The sequence below is a fragment of the Erythrobacter sp. JB1-15 genome, from assembly GCF_057365035.1.
Genome location: NZ_CP200295.1, coordinates 1,823,679 through 1,840,755, shown reverse-complemented (window position 1 = coordinate 1,840,755; position 17,077 = coordinate 1,823,679). Strand labels below are relative to the sequence as shown.

The 17,077-nt window shown below is 55.1% G+C and carries 12 protein-coding genes, 1 tRNA gene and 1 pseudogene; 7 read left to right on the top strand and 7 right to left on the bottom strand.

The genetic code is table 11. The features are described from left to right. Positions 1–9: 9 nt before the first annotated feature. Positions 10–972 carry an alpha/beta hydrolase gene (locus AC0V6L_RS08950; protein WP_486153929.1) on the bottom strand — a complete coding sequence of 321 codons (963 nt, stop codon included), beginning with the start codon at positions 970–972 and terminating at the stop codon, positions 10–12. 217 nt (positions 973–1,189) lie between these two features. Here AC0V6L_RS08950 and AC0V6L_RS08945 point away from each other — a divergent pair, with 217 nt between their 5' ends. Together AC0V6L_RS08945 and AC0V6L_RS08940 are read left to right on the top strand one after the other, a co-directional pair. Further along, on the top strand, positions 1,190–3,574 hold the full coding sequence (locus AC0V6L_RS08945; protein ID WP_486153928.1) for a TonB-dependent receptor: 2,385 nt from the start codon (positions 1,190–1,192) through the stop codon (positions 3,572–3,574). 134 nt (positions 3,575–3,708) lie between these two features. Continuing rightward, positions 3,709–6,075 (top strand): acyl-CoA dehydrogenase family protein, encoded by a 2,367-nt coding sequence (locus AC0V6L_RS08940; RefSeq protein ID WP_486153927.1) that lies wholly within the window; start codon positions 3,709–3,711, stop codon positions 6,073–6,075. 6 nt (positions 6,076–6,081) lie between these two features. On the opposite strand, the gene AC0V6L_RS08935 is transcribed toward AC0V6L_RS08940, so the two are convergent. The 3 genes from AC0V6L_RS08935 to AC0V6L_RS08925 are packed head-to-tail and all read right to left on the bottom strand — an operon-like array spanning position 6,082 to position 8,956. Further along, a complete protein-coding gene (locus AC0V6L_RS08935; RefSeq protein WP_486153926.1) occupies positions 6,082–6,690 on the bottom strand; it encodes a DsbA family protein in 609 nt (202 codons plus the stop codon). 18 nt (positions 6,691–6,708) lie between these two features. Beyond that, complete coding sequence (locus AC0V6L_RS08930) at positions 6,709–7,398, bottom strand: glutathione binding-like protein (protein WP_486153925.1); 690 nt, start codon at positions 7,396–7,398, stop codon at positions 6,709–6,711. A gap of 19 nt (positions 7,399–7,417) precedes the next feature. After that, on the bottom strand, positions 7,418–8,956 hold the full coding sequence (locus tag AC0V6L_RS08925; RefSeq protein ID WP_486153924.1) for an amidase: 1,539 nt from the start codon (positions 8,954–8,956) through the stop codon (positions 7,418–7,420). 237 nt (positions 8,957–9,193) lie between these two features. On the opposite strand from AC0V6L_RS08925, the gene AC0V6L_RS08920 reads away from it, so the two are divergent. The 3 genes from AC0V6L_RS08920 to AC0V6L_RS08910 all read left to right on the top strand — a co-directional run bounded on the left by AC0V6L_RS08920 (position 9,194) and on the right by AC0V6L_RS08910 (position 12,119). Continuing rightward, positions 9,194–9,676: a nuclear transport factor 2 family protein gene (locus tag AC0V6L_RS08920; RefSeq protein ID WP_486153923.1), complete on the top strand. Its 483-nt coding sequence runs from the start codon at positions 9,194–9,196 to the stop codon at positions 9,674–9,676. Between the two features lie 1,014 nt (positions 9,677–10,690). Beyond that, a complete protein-coding gene (locus AC0V6L_RS08915) occupies positions 10,691–11,089 on the top strand; it encodes a single-stranded DNA-binding protein (protein WP_486153922.1) in 399 nt (132 codons plus the stop codon). A 700-nt stretch (positions 11,090–11,789) separates the two neighbouring features. Beyond that, positions 11,790–12,119, top strand: a complete 330-nt coding sequence (locus AC0V6L_RS08910; protein ID WP_486153921.1) for a hypothetical protein — start codon at positions 11,790–11,792, stop codon at positions 12,117–12,119. 17 nt (positions 12,120–12,136) lie between these two features. On the opposite strand, the gene AC0V6L_RS08905 is transcribed toward AC0V6L_RS08910, so the two are convergent. Both AC0V6L_RS08905 and AC0V6L_RS08900 read right to left on the bottom strand, forming a co-directional pair. Further along, positions 12,137–13,306 carry a tyrosine-type recombinase/integrase gene (locus tag AC0V6L_RS08905; RefSeq protein ID WP_486153920.1) on the bottom strand — a complete coding sequence of 390 codons (1,170 nt, stop codon included), beginning with the start codon at positions 13,304–13,306 and terminating at the stop codon, positions 12,137–12,139. 166 nt (positions 13,307–13,472) lie between these two features. Then, a tRNA-Ser gene (locus tag AC0V6L_RS08900) sits at positions 13,473–13,562 on the bottom strand. An 81-nt stretch (positions 13,563–13,643) separates the two neighbouring features. Between AC0V6L_RS08900 and AC0V6L_RS08895 the strand changes: the two are divergent. Then, positions 13,644–14,731, top strand: a pseudogene (locus AC0V6L_RS08895) (peptidylprolyl isomerase). Then, positions 14,728–15,063 carry a DUF1905 domain-containing protein gene (locus tag AC0V6L_RS08890; RefSeq protein ID WP_486153919.1) on the top strand — a complete coding sequence of 112 codons (336 nt, stop codon included), beginning with the start codon at positions 14,728–14,730 and terminating at the stop codon, positions 15,061–15,063. Before AC0V6L_RS08895 ends, AC0V6L_RS08890 begins: the two are co-directional and overlap by 4 nt. Here the strand turns inward: AC0V6L_RS08890 and AC0V6L_RS08885 are convergent. Continuing rightward, positions 15,038–16,972, bottom strand: a complete 1,935-nt coding sequence (locus AC0V6L_RS08885; RefSeq protein ID WP_486153918.1) for a methyl-accepting chemotaxis protein — start codon at positions 16,970–16,972, stop codon at positions 15,038–15,040. The two genes, AC0V6L_RS08890 and AC0V6L_RS08885, sit on opposite strands and share 26 nt — an antisense overlap. Positions 16,973–17,077 lie beyond the last annotated feature (105 nt).

The following is a 17,077-nucleotide window of genomic DNA, read 5'->3' as shown; positions in this document are numbered from 1 at the left end:
GCCTAGTCGCTAGCTTTGCGCCTTGGTCTCTTCAATTCTGAGCGCCAGCCAATGCATTTTGTCGCGCACATATCGCGCACCAACATCGGTGTTCTGAAACAGCATCACGGGATGAGGCGCGCCGGGAAACACATGCAGTTCATAAGGCACTGCGCACTCCCCCATGCGAAGGGCATAGGCCACACATTCATCGCGAAATCCGTCTGCGCCTCCTACGCTTATATAGGCTGGCGGCAAGCCAGATAGGTCTTCGGCCAATGCAGGCGACGCCAGATAAGGCACATCGTCAGTGCCATAAAGATCGCCCAAATAGGATCGCCAGCCGAATTCGTTGGACTTTTTTGTCCAACCCACCAAACCTTCTGCGCGGCTTGATACTGTGGTTTGGCGCCAATCCAGCATGGGGCAATCCAATGCCTGAAATGCGAGGGTATACTCACCGCGGTCCTTGACCATTAAGGCAAGAGCCGCTGCAAGCCCGCCCCCGGCTGAGATGCCGTGAATTCCAACGCGTTTGGGATCAATTCCCAGGTTTTCGGCGTTCGCAAACACCCAGGCCAAGGCCGCATAACAATCTTCCAAGGGCAATGGAAAAGGCGCCTCGGGCGCAAGTCGGTAGTCAACCGATATGCCGACACAGCCAGTTTTTTGGCACAGCGCATCAAAAAATCCGTCGTCAATATCAACAGATCCCGCGACATATCCGCCCCCATGCACTGAAAAAACGCAAGGCGCATTGGCTCGCAGCTCTCCCTTCTTGCGATGAACCCGCACGCTAAGTTCCGGGTCTGAACGCACGACAATGTCGACGCGCTCTACCTCATCGGACAACTCCATTGGCAAAGTGCATGAGCGAAACACCGCAAGCGTTTCAGGGCCCACATCTGGATGAGAAACAACGGGAAAATGGCTCAGCGCCGCCGCAATCTCTGGATCTAACGGCGGGGCAGCAACATGGGTTTCATCGGTCATTGCGCATTCTTTCTTCGACTTCCTCGTGGCATTCCGGGCCCTGCCATCGCCGCCACTGCCCAAGGGGCAACGTTGCCAAAGTGCACCAATACTAGCGTTTTAGAGACAACTATCAATTCGGATTTGTCACAATAATCAATATGTGTATCATGTAGCATGAAGCTGAGAGTTGGCACAAAACGATCAACCGCAGCTGAAATTTGGAGAGGGAACAACCATGAACCTTGAGAGAATTGTACCGAACACAGGAAAATCCTTCGCAAAGTACCTGCTGCTTGGATCTGCAGCGGCCGTTTTGCCCTTGAGTGCAGCGAGCGCACAAACAGCAGACAGCGAGGCCGCGGCGGAAAAAGAAGACAATGTGATCATTGTGACCGCGACCAAGCGGGAACAGTCGCTTCAAGATGTGCCACTGTCTGTGACAGCACTTAGTGTCGACAGCTTGGACAATGCCGGTGTTACCAACGTCGAAAGCCTTCAGTTTTCGGTGCCGGGCCTGAATATTACTACCAGTTCGGGTACAGGTTTCCAATCAAGCCTGCGTATTCGCGGCGTTGGGACCTCGGGCACAAACCTCGGGTTTGAGGGTTCTGTCGGGATCTTTGTTGATGGCATCTACAGGCCGCGTGCGGGTACTTCACTGGGCGATTTTGCAGATGTGGAACGGATTGAAGTTCTTCGCGGTCCGCAAGGCACGCTGTTTGGCCGCAACACGACCGCTGGTGCAATCAGCGTCGTGACGAAGAAGCCTGAACTTGATGAGTTCAGCGGTTCGATGCGTGCAACCTTCGGCAACTTTGATCGTGTGCAATTGCGCGGGATCGTCAATGTGCCGCTTGCAGAAGATGTAGCGGCATTCCGCCTTGCAGCAGACTACAACAAGCGTGACGGTTTCTTGGAGAACCTGATCCCTGGCGTAGGCGACATCAACGACCGTGACCGTATCAACCTACGCGGACAACTGCTTGTGCAGCCAACTCCAGACATGGAATTGCGGATCATCGGCAACTACTTCTCGGCCGATGAATCATGCTGCGGCGCTGTTACTTTCACCAATGGTGGGTTTGTGACAGCCGGCAACGCAGGCGCCTTGGCTGCGTTTGGTATCAACGCACCGGTTCAGTCAGACGAAAGCCAGTTTGGCGACTTCGTGACCGCGCGCGATCAACTCACCAGTGAAGAGCAAGACGAAATTGGGCTCCAAGTCGATCTGGACTGGGACATAAGCGACAGCATCAACTGGTTCACCTCATTGTCTTACTCCGATTATGAAGTGAGCGGTACACAGGATTCCGATCAAACAGGATTCAACTTCACTGTCGCCAGCCCAAACGAGGTAACACAGAAGCAGTTCACCTTTGAATCGCGGCTATCAGGCGAGTTTGCCGGATCCAGCAACTGGATCTTGGGTGTCTACTACTCCGACGAAGATCTTGGCCAAATCTATGGGCTGAACTTTGGCCCAGACGCAGCAGTAATCAATACGCTGCTATCGACCGGAGGCGCACCAGGCTTCCCGCCGTTTGGGTTTACCCCAGGCGATAATCAGGTTTCAGTCCTGACACAGGATGCGCAAGTTTACGCCATCTTTGGTAACGTCGACTATGAACTTAGCGACAGCTTCACCGTTTCTGGCGGCCTGCGCTACACCCACGAAGACAAAACCGGAACCGGCGATTTCACAACGAATATCGGCCCGCTTTTCAACCCGTTCATTTTGCCAGGCGCGACCAATTTTGTTGCAGAAGCACCTGCCGATGAACTTACAGGGTCCATCGCGCTCAATTACGAATTCACAGACGACGTGAGTATGTATGCAAGCTACGCCCATGGCTACAAATCAGGCGGCGTCAACCTCGATGTCCTTGGTGGCCAGGGCGGCGCGGATGCTGGATCGACCCGGGCTTTGGTGGCAAATGGTTTCGCCTCGGCGGACGCGGTGATCGCTGATCCGACATTCCCAATTGAGACTGTGGACACATTCGAGTTGGGTCTCAGGTCACAATTCTGGGATGGCCGTGCGACATTTAATATCACCGGTTTCCACTCGACCTTCAAAGACTTTCAAGTGCTTCAATTTACCGGAACCAGCTTCAACGTTCTAGCGGCGCCAGAGGTCACTTCAAAGGGCTTCGAAACCGAGTTCAGGCTCGAACCTGCGGACGGGTTTGATCTCAGCTTCCAGTATACATTCGCTGATGCGGGATATACTCAACCGTTTTTGCTCGGTGGGAACGAGTTGGATGGATTGCAGATCAACAACGCCCCGAAACATACGGGCTCTTTGAATGCAAACTACACCACTCTGCTTGGGAACTCTGGTCTTGAAGCGTTCGTGAACGGGGGTTGGTATTTCAGCAGCTCTTACATCGCCAGTGCAGGCCTTGAGCCAACTCGCGTCCAAGAGTCCTATTCGCTGTTCACAGCTCGTGTTGGTATCGGCACGGATGACGGAAAATACGGCGTCGAACTTTGGTGCCGCAATTGTGGCGACGAAGCGGTCAGTCAGATCATCTTCTCATCACCGGTGGTGGACGACAGTCAGTTTTCTTTCATCAACCCACCTCGTGAGTGGGGTGTGACGCTCACAGCTCGCTTCTAACTCAGAGCAATTAAACACAAGACTTGGCGGCGAAGCGATCAACCTCGCTTCGCCGCCAAGTTCACTTCTAGCCTAAGAAAAATCATCCAAGGTCGATCAATGACCGGTCACCAATTCGCCAAAGGGATGTTCAAGTGAACCTGCAGTTTTCTGACGACGACAGAATGATCCAAGATCAAGTCGAGAAGTTCCTCTCCACCTCCAGCCCAATGGCAGAGGTTCGCCGGGTTCTTGATGAGGAAAAGGTTTATTCGGACGAAGTGTGGGCAGGTCTTGCCGAGCTTGGCGTGCTTGGGATCAATATCCCTGAGCAATATGGCGGCGTTGACACTGGCTACAAAAGCCTTTGCCTTGTGGCTCAAAGCCTTGGCAAGTCGGCAGCTGCGGTGCCCTTTACCGCATCGGTCGGATTGGCAACCGAAGCGATTGTGCAATTTGGATCAGACGCGCAAAAAGAGGCGCTCCTACCCAGCCTTGCCGATGGCACGCGCGTTGGCACCATCGCGACGACGGAAAGCGTCGAACAGTTAAATCCATCCAGCCTTGAATGCTTGGTGACAGACGGCGCTCTTACCGGAACCAAACTTGCCGTTGCAGCAGGCGGCATCGCCCATTTCGCAGTCGTTCTCGCAAACAGCGAGAAAGGGGCATCGCTTTACATTGTTGATCTCGAAATCCCTGGCATCAGCCGCGCTAACCTTGCCACTATCGACCCTGCTTTGAACACGGCACGGATCGACTTTCACGGTGTTAAAGCCGACTTGCTTGGTGAAGCAGGAAAAGGGTGGGAACAGCTCAAGACGATATATGACCGGGCCGCAGTATTGCTCGCTTTTGAGCAAATTGGCGGCGCTCAGGCCGCGCTTGATATGGCCGTCAATTACGCAAAGGGCCGCTATGCGTTTGGCCGCCCTATCGGATCGTTTCAGGCCCTCAAGCACATGATGGCCGATATGTACGCATCGCTGAGGCTTGCGGAATCCAACTGTTATGCCGCCGCTGAAGCGCTTGCCAATGAAGCAGATGATCTCGCGTTAAGCGCAGCTGTTGCCCGCGTTTCAGCGACGAAGGCCTATCAACTCTGCACCAAGGACAACATCCAAGTTCATGGCGGTATGGGCTTCACATGGGAGTTTGATTGCCACGTCTATTATCGCCGGTCGAACTATCAGGCCCTCATGCTTGATGGCCTAAGCGTTTGGGAGGGCCGTTTGACAGACGCGCTTGTCGAACACGGAGGAAACGGCGAGCAAACGGCGATTACTGACCCGGACGAAGAAACCCGCGCATACCGCGCCGAAGTACGGGCGTGGATTGAGGCAAACGGACCAAGCCATTTGCGCCAGCATCTTGAAACAAGCGGTTTTGGCACGATCAACACAGGCGATGAGAATCCGGTGGACGCGGCCAAAGCATGGCAGCGCAAGAAATCCGAGGGTGGATGGGCCACCCTAATGTGGCCAAAGGAATATGGAGGCCGCGGCGCATCGCCGATTGAGAATGTCATCTGGAACCAGGAAGAGGGCATCTATTCCCTTCTCAGTTGGACCTACATCATCACCCACGGAATGTGCGCGCCCACTTTGATGGCCTACGCCAATGAAGAGCAGAAGCGCGAGTTCCTGCCCAAGATGGCCAATGGGGAACAGATTTGGTGCCAACTCTTCTCAGAACCTGCAGCCGGTTCAGACCTCGCAGGCCTTCGCACAAAAGCCGTGAAAGATGGAGACGAGTGGGTCATCAATGGACAGAAGATCTGGACCTCCAGCGCGCATTTCTCTGACTACGGCATCTTGCTCACGCGCACCGATCCCGATGTCGCTAAGCACGCGGGATTGACGATGTTCTTCGTTGATATGAAAGCGCCGGGCGTCGACATTCGCCCGATCAAACAGATCAATCGGGGCACGTCCTTTAACGAGGTGTATTTTGAGAATGTCCGTATTCCAGATGCACAACGTTTGGGCGGAGTTGGCGATGGATGGAAAGTCGCGCTTACAACCTTGATGAATGAACGCATGGCGATCGGCGGCCGTGTCGCGACCGGCGTTCCGGACTTCGTCGATCTGGTTCAGAATTTGCTCCTCGACAATGCAAAAGCGTGCAAGCGGGCCGATGTGCAATCCAAACTGGCCGATTATTATTCAAAAGCGGCTGGGCTCAAAAACTCCGGAATTCGCGCCATTGCTATGATTGCGGGGTGTGAAACGCCGGGCCCTGAAAACTCAATCGGCAAACTGATTGTGGGCGAGATGATGCAAGACCTCACCAAGTTTGCGATGGATCTTCAAGGGTTCGGCGCAGTTATCGAGGACCGTGAAATTGCCGATGGCAAAGCGCGCTTCCAAGCGATGCTGATGCGCTCCCCCGCTCTTCGCATCGAGGGTGGGTCCGATCAGATTTTGCGCAACATCATCGCAGAACGCGTCTTGGGCCTGCCGCCCGAAATGCGGGCGGACAAGGGACTGACATTCAACGAAGTTCCAACCGGCGCAAGCTAACCGCCATTATCCTAGGATCGCCTGGCGGACGAGCGGCAATTGATCATTTCCGAAGTACATTGCATCGGAGTTGACGAAGACTGTGGGGGAACCAAATGCGCCGCGCTCAATCGCTTCCTCGGTGTTGGCGCGCAGTTGATCTTTGACCTTTTGCTCCTGCGTTTGTTGAAGCAGTGATTGCCCATCCAACCCGCATTCATCGGCAAGCCCTGCCAAAACCGCAGGATCATCAATGTTGGCCTGTTCGCGGTAATAGGCGTCAAAGGCACGCTCGCTAAACTGGAAGAGTGCTTCTTGGTCCTCTTGCAAAGCGCAGCACACCCGCATCGCATGGACAGATTTGACCGGATGATGGGGCGATGGGAAATTCATCGGTAATCCTGCCAATGTCGCCCATTGCTTTAGCCAAATGAAGCTATTGCGCATCTTTGGATCATCGGGGTTTGAACGCGCTTTATAGACGCTATCATTCACCGCATTGAACACGCCGCCCACCAGAAACGGACGCCAAACAATATGCGCGCCTGTCTCAGCGATAATGGGCTGGATATTGTGAAAGGCAAGCCGCGTCCACGGCGAGGACAGATCGTAGAAAAACTCAACTTTTGCGCTCATGTCTGGTCGCCCCCAGTATTAGCTTTCGTTACCAAAAAGGATCTTGTTTGCTTGGCCATCGTCTTGCGGCCGACGATTGATGTTCTCGCGGCCAAGAGCCATGCCTTTTCGCAGTCCGGGACGTTGTTTCAGTTCTTCATACCAGCGCGACACATGCACAAATGAAAGCAGGTCAATGCCTTGCGCCTTATAGGTTTGGACCCATGGGAAGACCGACATATCAGCGATGGAATACTCATCGCCCGCAAGGAACGCAGCCTCGCCCAAGCGGCGATCAAGCACACCGAACAGGCGTTCAACCTCGCGCCGATAACGATCAACCGCATACTTGATCTTTTCCGGCGCATAGAGTTTAAAATGCCCGTGCTGCCCCATCATCGGCCCCAATCCGCCGACTTGCCAAAACAGCCACTCCAACGCAGCTTTACGCCCCATGATGTCGCCTGGAATAAACTGTCCGGTTTTCTCCGCCAGATAGAGCAGGATCGCCCCTGTTTCGAACAATGAGACGGGCCCCACGCCCTCGCCCGGATCATGGTCGACGATTGCAGGGATGCGATTGTTAGGACTGATTTTCAGGAAATCGGCCTCAAACTGTTCACCCTTGCCGATGTTCACAAGGCGCACCGAATACGGCAGGCCGCATTCTTCAAGCATGACAGATATCTTCCAGCCATTGGGCGAGGGGGCAAAGTACAGATCAATCATGCCGCTTCCTTAAAGAAAACTACCGTGTTGCAGGCGTCAGATGGAACCAAGGCTGGGCCCGCTCCAATTGGCCTGCGAGACGCAGCAATAGCGCCTCCTCCCCATATCGCCCAGAGAACATTGCCCCGATGGGCAGGCCATCTTTTGACATGCTAAGCGGCACGGACATGCTTGGCTGTCCCGTAATGTTGAAGATGCTGGTGAACGGAATGTAGGCTCCGCTGGCTTTGCCAAACGCGACGAAGTCGGGATTATCCAAACTGAGCTCGCCAATCAGAGCGGGCGGCGATGCCATAACGGGGGACAAGATCACATCATACCCCGTCATGAAATCAGCCACTTCGATCGCAGCATTTTGATGCAAAGAGCTTCCAGCCGAAACCGCTGTTCCGGGCAGCTGTTTTCCGAAGTTGTATAGAGCAAGAGTGACCGGTTCGAGCACATCGGGCCCGACGCTCACCCCTGCTTCCGCTGCGCGAGCGTCAATCATATTGACGAGCCCAGTTGCGACAATTGCAAAGCTTGCTTCGCCCAGCTTTGCGCCATCGAGCTCGAGGGAGGCTTCCTCAACATTATGCCCTAGCCCCTCACACAGTTTGGCCACGCGGCATGTCGCGGCGATGACCTCTCGATTGACAGGCGTGCCCGAAATGGGATCAAGCATGAGAGCAATTCTAAGCGATCCCGGCGATTTCGTGACCTCAGAAAGGAAGGTGTTGGACGGCGTTGGCGCAACATAGCGCGATCCCGGCTCTGCTCCATGTGTGGCATCAAGAAGCGCGGCTGTATCTCGCACGGTTCGGCTCACCGCGCCATTGGTGGACATACCGCCCCACCCCTCAGTCCGTCCGGGGCCAAGGGGTATGCGGCCACGGCTTGGCTTGAGCCCGAATAGCCCACAAGCGCTCGCCGGAATTCTGATCGACCCCCCACCATCGCTAGCATGGGCCATAGGCACGGCTCCGCTCGCCACGGCAGCAGAGGCACCGCCGCTCGATCCGCCCGAGCTATGAGCCAGGTTCCAAGGGTTGCGCGTCGCCCCTTCTGCGATGCTTTCCGTCGTTCCGGTAAGCCCAAATTCTGGCGTCGTTGTTTTGCCAAAGATGACAAACCCAGCCGCCTCATGCCGTTTGACCAGCTCAGAAGTCACCGTGGCAATATTGCCATTATACAACCGGCTCCCCTGCCCCGACGGGGCACCAGCGATATGCATGTTGAGGTCTTTCTCTAGGAAAGGCACCCCTTTGAATGGCCCATCGGGCAACCCACGCGCAATCTGTTCGCGGCCATAATCAAACATCTCATGCGCAACGAAATTGAGGTGGCGGTCCTGCCGCATCGTCCGCTCAATCGCCTCTTCCAAAAGTTCTGAAGCAGTCACCTGGCCTGTGCGCACCAGTTGAGCGAGCGAGGTTGCATCGTGCTTGGTATAGTCGATGCCGGTAATCGACCCGATAGCGGCGACCGGTGCGCCAAGGCTTACCGCAAGAGCTGTGGTAGCGCTTCCCTTGACAACAGCGCGCCGGGACAATTTCGCTTCGCATGATACCTTCCGCATCTTTGGCTCCCCCTCGATCTTCCTTAGGGAAGGAGTAACAGAAGGCCGAAGCGCTCTCCAGTTATGAGAATGGATTGAATGCGCATATGTCAATGCGACAAATACCGGCCAGCACTGGGCTTAGACAATTTCCTAGTATCGGCTTTGGCCTTTGAAGGTTACGAAGAATTATCTGGATACAAGGTCAAAAGTGTCGCGGGGTCTCCTCTTGAAACCTCTGCACCGCAAGGGGGAATAATGTCAGAAAGTCTAGAAGCGAGAATTAAAAGGCTTGAGGACATTCAGGAGATTTCCGACGTTCAGGCGAAGTACTCCTACCATGTCGATTCATCCGAGATCGATGATCTGCTTGATCTTTTCGTCGACCCCCTCGAATGGTCTGTCGGGTTCGATGAAATGACGACCATCACATCCAAACCCAAACTGTCACGCTTCTTACACAAGGCCGATGAGCTTACGCCGATGATGGTCCATCAGCCGATCACGCCCCTGATTGAGGTGGATGGGGATGAAGCCTCGGGAAGGTGGTACCTTGTCGGAATGGTCACTTCGAAAACTCCTGAAGGGCCAAAGGCAAGATGGGTCCAAGGTCGCTACGACAATGAATACGTCCGGGTCGACGGCTCTTGGAAGTTCAGCCGCCTGTACTTCAAGTATAATTTTCTGGCGCCCTTCGAAGACGGCTGGGTCAAAACGCCATACGCCGCATTCTTGTCATGAGGACGCGGGGGCAGAATGTTGCGCGCAAATTGCTCGGCTACGGGCTTTGTGGTTTGGCCAGTCACTCCGACGATCAACACCATCTGCATCTAGACTCTTATAGCCCCGACTGATCCCATAGGTTAGCCTGCCCCAGAAAAGTAACCCACATTGAGTGTCAGGTTTCGGCTATTTTCAGCGCGAAAGGAGCTGATAATGGCACGGAAGAAATATCCTACGCTCCAGGCCGCCCAGGAGGGCCACCACAACCGCCGGAGCTCTAACTTAAACGGTGGGCCGCCTTAATGGGGCAGGTCGGGTCAAATATTTGACCAATATGCAGTGCCCGATAAACTACAGATTCCATGAAGGAAACTCTTTCCTTTGGCGAGCGTTAGTGCGGCCCCGGCAATCTGGTGCGCTATTTCATTGCTAAGTTGGGCGAAATGCTGGTCAGCTTTCAGATTTCCTTTAAGACACTCGAATATCCAAGATTGGAGCGCAAAGCAGCGGCGATCATCAATTTGATCGGATGTCCGCTTTAGAGGCCGTGCAGTCTTGGCCGTAATGTCGGACATGAGGGCGCAAAGCCGACGCTCGCTGAGCTAGAGTCGGACCGGGGCAAGCGCTTTGCACTGTGGCCGTTGCTGCACATGTTCGAATCCGCCCCTGACCTCGACGTGGCGTTCGAGAACGAGGAAGACCGGGAAGCAGCCCCCAACTTCATGGATCTCCTGTCAGCATCGGAAAGCAACGGCGAAAGTTGATTGCAGCGGGATGATCTGAGCCTTCAGACCCGTATCCGATACCCATCCGGCTTTCTTCGCGAACAGTCCTGAACCAGGTCAGCTGAGCGCAGCAACCCGTTCCTTTGACGGCCGTGTTGGCGGCTGCCCCGCCTGCCCGCACCACCCGTCATGAACAGGTTTCCCATGGAGATTCGCTCCTGCGGTGCAGCCCTCCCATGCCCTGCTTCTTTTGGATGTTCGCAAGCCGGAGGTGGTCTCCGGTTTGAGGAACTGAAGGAACACACTCATGACCAATATTGCAATCCTCACAGGCCGCATCGCCCGCGATCCGGAAACCCGCGAGACCAAGGACGGCACCAATGTCACCGGGATCACTGTCGTCACCGATCGCCCTGCGCGCGACAAGGACGGCAAGACCTACAAGGATGAGAACGGCTACACCGCCAAGGAAAGCGAGTTTCACCGGGTGACCTGCTTCAACGGCCTCGCCAAGACCGTTGGACAGTACTGCACCAAGGGCCAGCTGGTGAGCATCCAAGGCCGCGTCCACTACACCCAATGGGAAGACAAGGACGGGGTCACCCGCTACAGCACCGAGATCTTCGCCGACAAGGTCGACTTCCTGTCACGCGGCAATGGTTCGAGCGAGAACGATGACAACAAGGATGCTACCGAGATCGACTGACACCCAGCTTCTTCGATCCCATCTGAGGGGCGCTGTCCAGACCGGACAGCGCCCCTCTTATGTTGCTTAGAGGATCTGATGGGAGAGTGGGTCTGGGCAGTGAGTCCATTCAGAAAGGCGGCGCGAGGCTGCGCACATCAATTCGACTGGCGAGCATACCGTCAGCCTCTTCCCGACAGATACGAACACGGGTCGAGAGCCAGTATTGGGCAAGCGGCACGAACAAGTACGGCTCGTAAAGACCGTCTATGCAACTGGCCATTTGTTGCCAAACTAAGGCCAGTTGATAGCCCAGCGCCGATCCAGCGTAGAATCTCGCTCTGTCCCGAGAATGCCCGTCTGCTCCCGCTCCAAATATAAAGTAGAAATTTCAGTGTCTTGAACGATTGCTCCGAGTTGCCGGAGACGCCCGCGCGCATTGGAACTTGACAGCACACCGTACGCAGCGAATTCTGCACGAGATGGGTCGAAAAGTATCGAAGTAACAATAGCTTAAATTAGGGAATCCAAATGTGGAACTTCTGTGCCAGTTGTGTGCCAATGGCCAATTCGACTGTGCTAGAGTAGCCCATGCCGACGTAGCAAATTGATGATATTGGATAAATTCGGTGTTTCCTACACCCATTTTGCTGTGCCAGAGTGGCACTCGCCTTCCGCAGGGTGAACCAGGTTCAAAGACAACAAAAAGGAACTTGGATTCATGCAAAGAGAACATCGTTTGGTGACCTACGTCACGCCGCTTATTGCCGAGTGGATTAATGCTCAGGCAGAGGAACGCCGGGTTAGCTCAAGTATCGTGATAGGCGATTGTATTTTCGATGCTTGGCACCGCGATGTCGAAGGTCACCATGACAGACCGGGTACTGATCCGGTGCGCCAAAATGTCTTCATCACCGTCGCTCTGGATGCGCTGCTCACGCACCATCCTGTGCCCGATTTGCGCGATGAGGTCGTGGCTGCATACCAACGCCGCTTGGAGCGTTTGGGCCTCGTTGCGCCTCGTCCAGATCGTAGGGACTGCCATCGATGATAGCACGCTTGCAGGGCTTATATTGTTCCCTTACTAGGCCCTTCACTCGTGCAAAAGTTTGCCCATTCACGCATCAGCTCGCGCCTTTTTTCGAGGTAGTTGGTGCGCCGATAGGCGGCCTCGACTCTGTTGCTTACAGTGTGTGCAAGCGCCGCCTCAGCAACCTCGCCCGGGTAGCTGGTTTGCTCCGCTGCCCAGTCCCGGAATGAAGATCGAAAGCCATGCACGGTGAAGGGAAGCTTAGCGTATCGGAGGATCTTGAGGAGCGTCATGTCGGACATCGGGTGCATCACATTGCGTCCTGGGAAGATCAGATCGCTGCACGAGGCATAGAATGGTCGCGCCCGCTGCAACACATCGATCGCCGCATCGGTTAGCGGAACAGCGTGTTCCTTACCAACCTTCATACGGTCCGCGGGAATGGTCCAGAGCTTGTTTTTAAGGTCGATCTCGGACCACTTGGCACCGCGAACTTCGCCAGAACGTGAACCGCATAGGATAAGAAACTCTAACGCCAAACGGGAGACGCTGTTGCGTTCTTGAAGGTGGCGTATGAACGCGGGCACCTCTTCATAGGGCATAGCTGCAAAGTGATTGTCGCGCTTCGGTTGACGCGGAAGAGCGCGTCCCAGCGAGCGCATGGGAGCCTCGGTTGCGCGCATGCCATTGGCATAGGCCCAGTCCAATACCACTCCGATGCGTTGCTTTACACGCCGCGCCGTCTCTGGCTTCTCAAGCCAAATAGGCAATAGGCACTCGCGGATCAGTGGGCCTTCAATGTCGTCCACCAATCTCTTGCCCAGCTTGGTGAAGGCGTATTTCTCTAAAGTTGTGATCCACTGATCTTGATGCTTGCCGTTCTTCCAGCCTGCTTTTTGTTCGCCATGAACCTTTCGCGCAGCCTCGGCGAACGTCGGGACAACTCGCTCGGCTTTTTCTCTTTCAGCAATCGGATCAAGTCCGCGCTGGATATCTCGGCGCAAGTCAATTGCGGTATCGCGCGCTTCTTTGAGCGAGATGAGCGACAAGGAACCAAGTCCGATATCACGTCTTCGGCCTTTTATCGTGGCCCTGAGGACCCAATAGCCTTTGCCAGGTCCCTTAAAGACGAGTGCCAGTCCGTCTCCGTCGCCATATCTTCCGGGCGCCTTTAAATTGCGAATTTGCAGTGCGGTAAGCTTTCCCATGACCATCCATCATCTGTCCGCTCCCACAATTGCTCCCACAATGAATCAAAGAAACAGCGGGATTAGTAGGAACATAATAAGAACAATAGATTCCAATGCAAGACCCAAAAAGCCCAGAATTCTGAGGCTTTGAGGCACTTCGTTGGACATCTTGGGATGGTATAGGTGGCGGAGACGGTGGGATTCGAACCCACGAAAGAGTTGCCCCTTTACACACTTTCCAGGCGTGCGCCTTCGACCACTCGGCCACGTCTCCGCATTGCTTTTTCAGCAAGTGCGCCGCGATAGCTGCGCCTTGGCTCTTTCGCAAGTCGCCAAGCGGTGGCACATAGTTTTTATGAAAACCCTTGCCACTACAGCCGCCGCACTCGCCTTTTCCGCGCTTGCTTTTCCCACGCTTGTCTTTGCGCAAGATGCTGGAGCCCAAGAAACCCCAGCCCCCAGCCCGAACGAAATCGTCGCCGCCGCCCCGCCGCCGGATTGGGTCGCGATTGCGCCTGAGGATTTGGTGGTCATGACGCTGGCGCCAGACCGTGATGGTAACGAACGACAAGTGGTGATCCAGCTAATGCCCGCGCCTTTTAGCCAAGGGTGGGTGGAGAACATCCGAATTCTGGCGCGCGCGAAGTGGTATGACGGGATCAGCGTAAACCGCGTGCAGGACAATTACGTCGTCCAATGGGGCGATCCCAATCACGACAATCCTGAGGCGGAGGGCGAGGCGAAGCCGCTGCCTGAGGGGCTCAATGTGATGGTGGAGGAGGATTACGTTCTCACCGGGCTCAATGAAAGTATCAAAGATCAATTGAACAGCTTTTATGATCACTTGCAAAATAGAGAGCCTGGGGGAACAGATCGCCTAACCCACTTTGCGACTGGTCAGGTCCGCGTCTCGAACGCCCAATACCGGAGCAGTCTGATTGCTCTTTTTGAGCAAGGCTTTCCCTTTGCGATGATAAGTAGGACCTTATTTCAGACTTCCGCTGCCCCCGTCCATTGCTATGGCATGGTGGGCGTAGGCCGCTCCTATTCCCCCGACACAGGCTCTGGCGCGGAGCTTTACACCGTGATCGGCCATGCCCCGCGCCATCTTGATCGCAATATCGCGCTTGTCGGCCGGATTATCAGCGGGATGGACCATTTGTCCTCCCTCCCCGCGGTTCCGGCGCATTGGGTTTCTACACCGCTGAGGAAGCGGACAAGCGCACGCCCATCCTCTCGATCCGCGTGGCCTCCGATTTGCCCGAGGCTGAGCAGCCCCGCTTTGAATATCTCTCCACCGAAACCGAAAGCTTTGCCCGCTACGCTGAGGCACGCGCCAACCGGCGCGATCCGTTCTTTATCGAGCCCGCAGGCGGCGCGGATATCTGCAATATTCCCGTGCCAGTGCGCGCCATTGCTGCCGAGAGTTTGGCAGACGAATGAGCGAGACGATCAATACCGCCCTTCCCCTTGAGCGCTGGAGCGGGGAACGCGGCACGTATCATCTGGTGAACCTGAACGGCAAAGCCGCTGAGGCCATCACCACCCACGCCGCCCTGCACCGCCTCGAATTTGGCAAGCAGCGCGGTTTTGGTTCAGTAAAGTGCTATGCGCAAATTGGCGAAACGCGCTGGAAAACCTCGGTCTTCCCGATGAATATCGAAACCATGTCCAAAGGCAGCAAAAGTTGGACGCTGCTGGTGTCCAAAAAGGTGATGCGCGCTGAAAATCTGGCTGAGGGAGACCCGGTCAATCTGACGCTAGAGCTGCTTTAGGTTCAGTGCGAACCGATGGATCGCTCACAGGATCTATGTCATCCACAGCCAGATCGCGTGCAGACTTTCGCACCTGAGCAACAAACACGCCTGCCTTTTCCCGCATCTTTTCAGCCACATGGCCAAGCTCTTGCGCGCTGGCCACAACCTCATTGATTGCCCCGCCCGTCTTCTCATTGGTGCACCGCATTTTTTCGAGGCGTTCAACAACGCTGCTCGATCCCGATGCTGCCACATCAATATTGCGCGCCAATTCTTCACCCGACAAAGACTGCTGATCGACCGCGCTTGCGATGACTCCCGAGGATTGTTCAAGCTCAGTAATCTGCGTCACAATCGATGTGAGCGCATCAACGCTGGAATTGGTTGAAGATTGGATCGCGTGAATTCGCTCACCCACACTTTGGGTCGCTGCGCTCGTTTGATTGGCCAGTTCTTTCACTTCGCTCGCTACCACCGCAAAACCGCGCCCCGCCTCACCTCCCCGGGCCGCCTCGATCGAGGCGTTCAAGGCAAGCAGATTTGTGCGCTGCGCGATCGTTTGGATCAGTTCAACAATCTCGCCAATTTCATCAGCGGCATTGGCCAAAGTGTTCATCTGGGAATTGGCAGCATCGACCAAAGTGCTGGCTTCGCGCGCCAGCGCTGCTGACCCCGAAGCCTGCTGGCTGATCTCGCTGATTGACAAAGCAAATTGGTCTGTCGCAGCAGCAGCGGCGGTCACATTGACATTGGCCGCTTCCATAGCCTTGCTCGCTCCGCGCGATTGCTCGGCGGAATCGTGTGAGAGAGCTTCCATGGATTGCGATGTCTGTCGCAATTGCTCGATCGCGCTGGAAACGGAGGCGACCAATTCGGTCCCGGTTACTTCAAACTGATCCGCCCAACCTTCAAGCAAGCCGCTTGTTTCGCTGCGAAGCGTCGCGGCTCTTTTGTTCAACGCTTCTTGCTGTGCCAAACGCTGTTCGGCTTCCCTTGCCCGAGTATCATTGAGGTCGCGAAGTTCGAGAGACTTAACGCGAAAAACCTCGAGCGCTCTTGCCATTTCACCTATCTCATCCCCGCGCATTTGGCCCGGGATCTCGGCATCAGTCTTGCCGCCGGCAACTTTGGACATTTGTGCGGTCATCGACCGAACCACGCCGACTACGTTTCGGATAATCGAGTTGACACCGACAAATGTCACCGCAAACGAAACCAGCAAAAGCGACCCTGCAAGACTCAAGACCCAAACGAGCGCGCCGAAAAATTCATTCGACATTGTGCTCACATCATCGCGAAGCTGTTCGACATTGGCGCGCTGATCGATTTCGGCAGCCTTGATGGTTTCGCGCAAAGCAGCGATTGTTTCGTCCGACGCTGGCAGGGGTAATGCGGCGACCTGAGCTTGGATCGTGATAAGGTCAGCCTGGAAGGCATCAAGCTGTTCTTTGGTGGCGATTTGCCCCGCGCCCTGATTGCGGTCTTGGGCAATGGCGATCTCTGCTTTTGCATCAGCAAGCGATGACGCAATTGCCTGTTTTTGCGCGGCCGTAAATTCATCACTGGGTCCGTCCAGCTGCGCCTGTGCATCGCGCAGATCCAGCGTTGCCTGGCCAGTGCGTATCTCCGCGGCGATCATATCGCCCACATCTTCGCCCCAATTCAGAAAATAGAGCCAGCATCCCAAGACGATAAGCCCCATGCTCCCCAGAACAATCACATTGCCAAGCATTGCAAAGCGCAATTTGGCATTCAAGGAATAGCGATCCAGCCATTTAGGCCGCCGGGTTGATTGGCCGGTTTTGGGATATTCGTCTGTATCACCCGCAAGCAGGCTCAATTCACCCGGCAAATCAGGGGGCGTTCCCACCTCGATCGCCCCTGATGGGCTGTCCGACATATCGACACGATGACTGATCGCATTCACAGTCAAATCCCTTTCACTTAGGATCCTGGCAAGGCGTTCAAAGCAAATGCGTTGAAGGTCCAGATGATCAAGGGATCTGTCAGCACCGGTTTAAAGACTGGTTAA

Coding starts and splice junctions, on each gene's coding strand:
- AC0V6L_RS08950 (WP_486153929.1), bottom strand. CDS start 972: ATGACCGATGAAACCCATGTTGCTGCCCCGCCGTTAGATCCAGAGATT.
- AC0V6L_RS08945 (WP_486153928.1), top strand. CDS start 1,190: ATGAACCTTGAGAGAATTGTACCGAACACAGGAAAATCCTTCGCAAAG.
- AC0V6L_RS08935 (WP_486153926.1), bottom strand. CDS start 6,690: ATGAGCGCAAAAGTTGAGTTTTTCTACGATCTGTCCTCGCCGTGGACG.
- AC0V6L_RS08930 (WP_486153925.1), bottom strand. CDS start 7,398: ATGATTGATCTGTACTTTGCCCCCTCGCCCAATGGCTGGAAGATATCT.
- AC0V6L_RS08925 (WP_486153924.1), bottom strand. CDS start 8,956: ATGCGGAAGGTATCATGCGAAGCGAAATTGTCCCGGCGCGCTGTTGTC.
- AC0V6L_RS08920 (WP_486153923.1), top strand. CDS start 9,194: ATGTCAGAAAGTCTAGAAGCGAGAATTAAAAGGCTTGAGGACATTCAG.
- AC0V6L_RS08915 (WP_486153922.1), top strand. CDS start 10,691: ATGACCAATATTGCAATCCTCACAGGCCGCATCGCCCGCGATCCGGAA.
- AC0V6L_RS08910 (WP_486153921.1), top strand. CDS start 11,790: ATGCAAAGAGAACATCGTTTGGTGACCTACGTCACGCCGCTTATTGCC.
- AC0V6L_RS08905 (WP_486153920.1), bottom strand. CDS start 13,306: ATGGGAAAGCTTACCGCACTGCAAATTCGCAATTTAAAGGCGCCCGGA.
- AC0V6L_RS08890 (WP_486153919.1), top strand. CDS start 14,728: ATGAGCGAGACGATCAATACCGCCCTTCCCCTTGAGCGCTGGAGCGGG.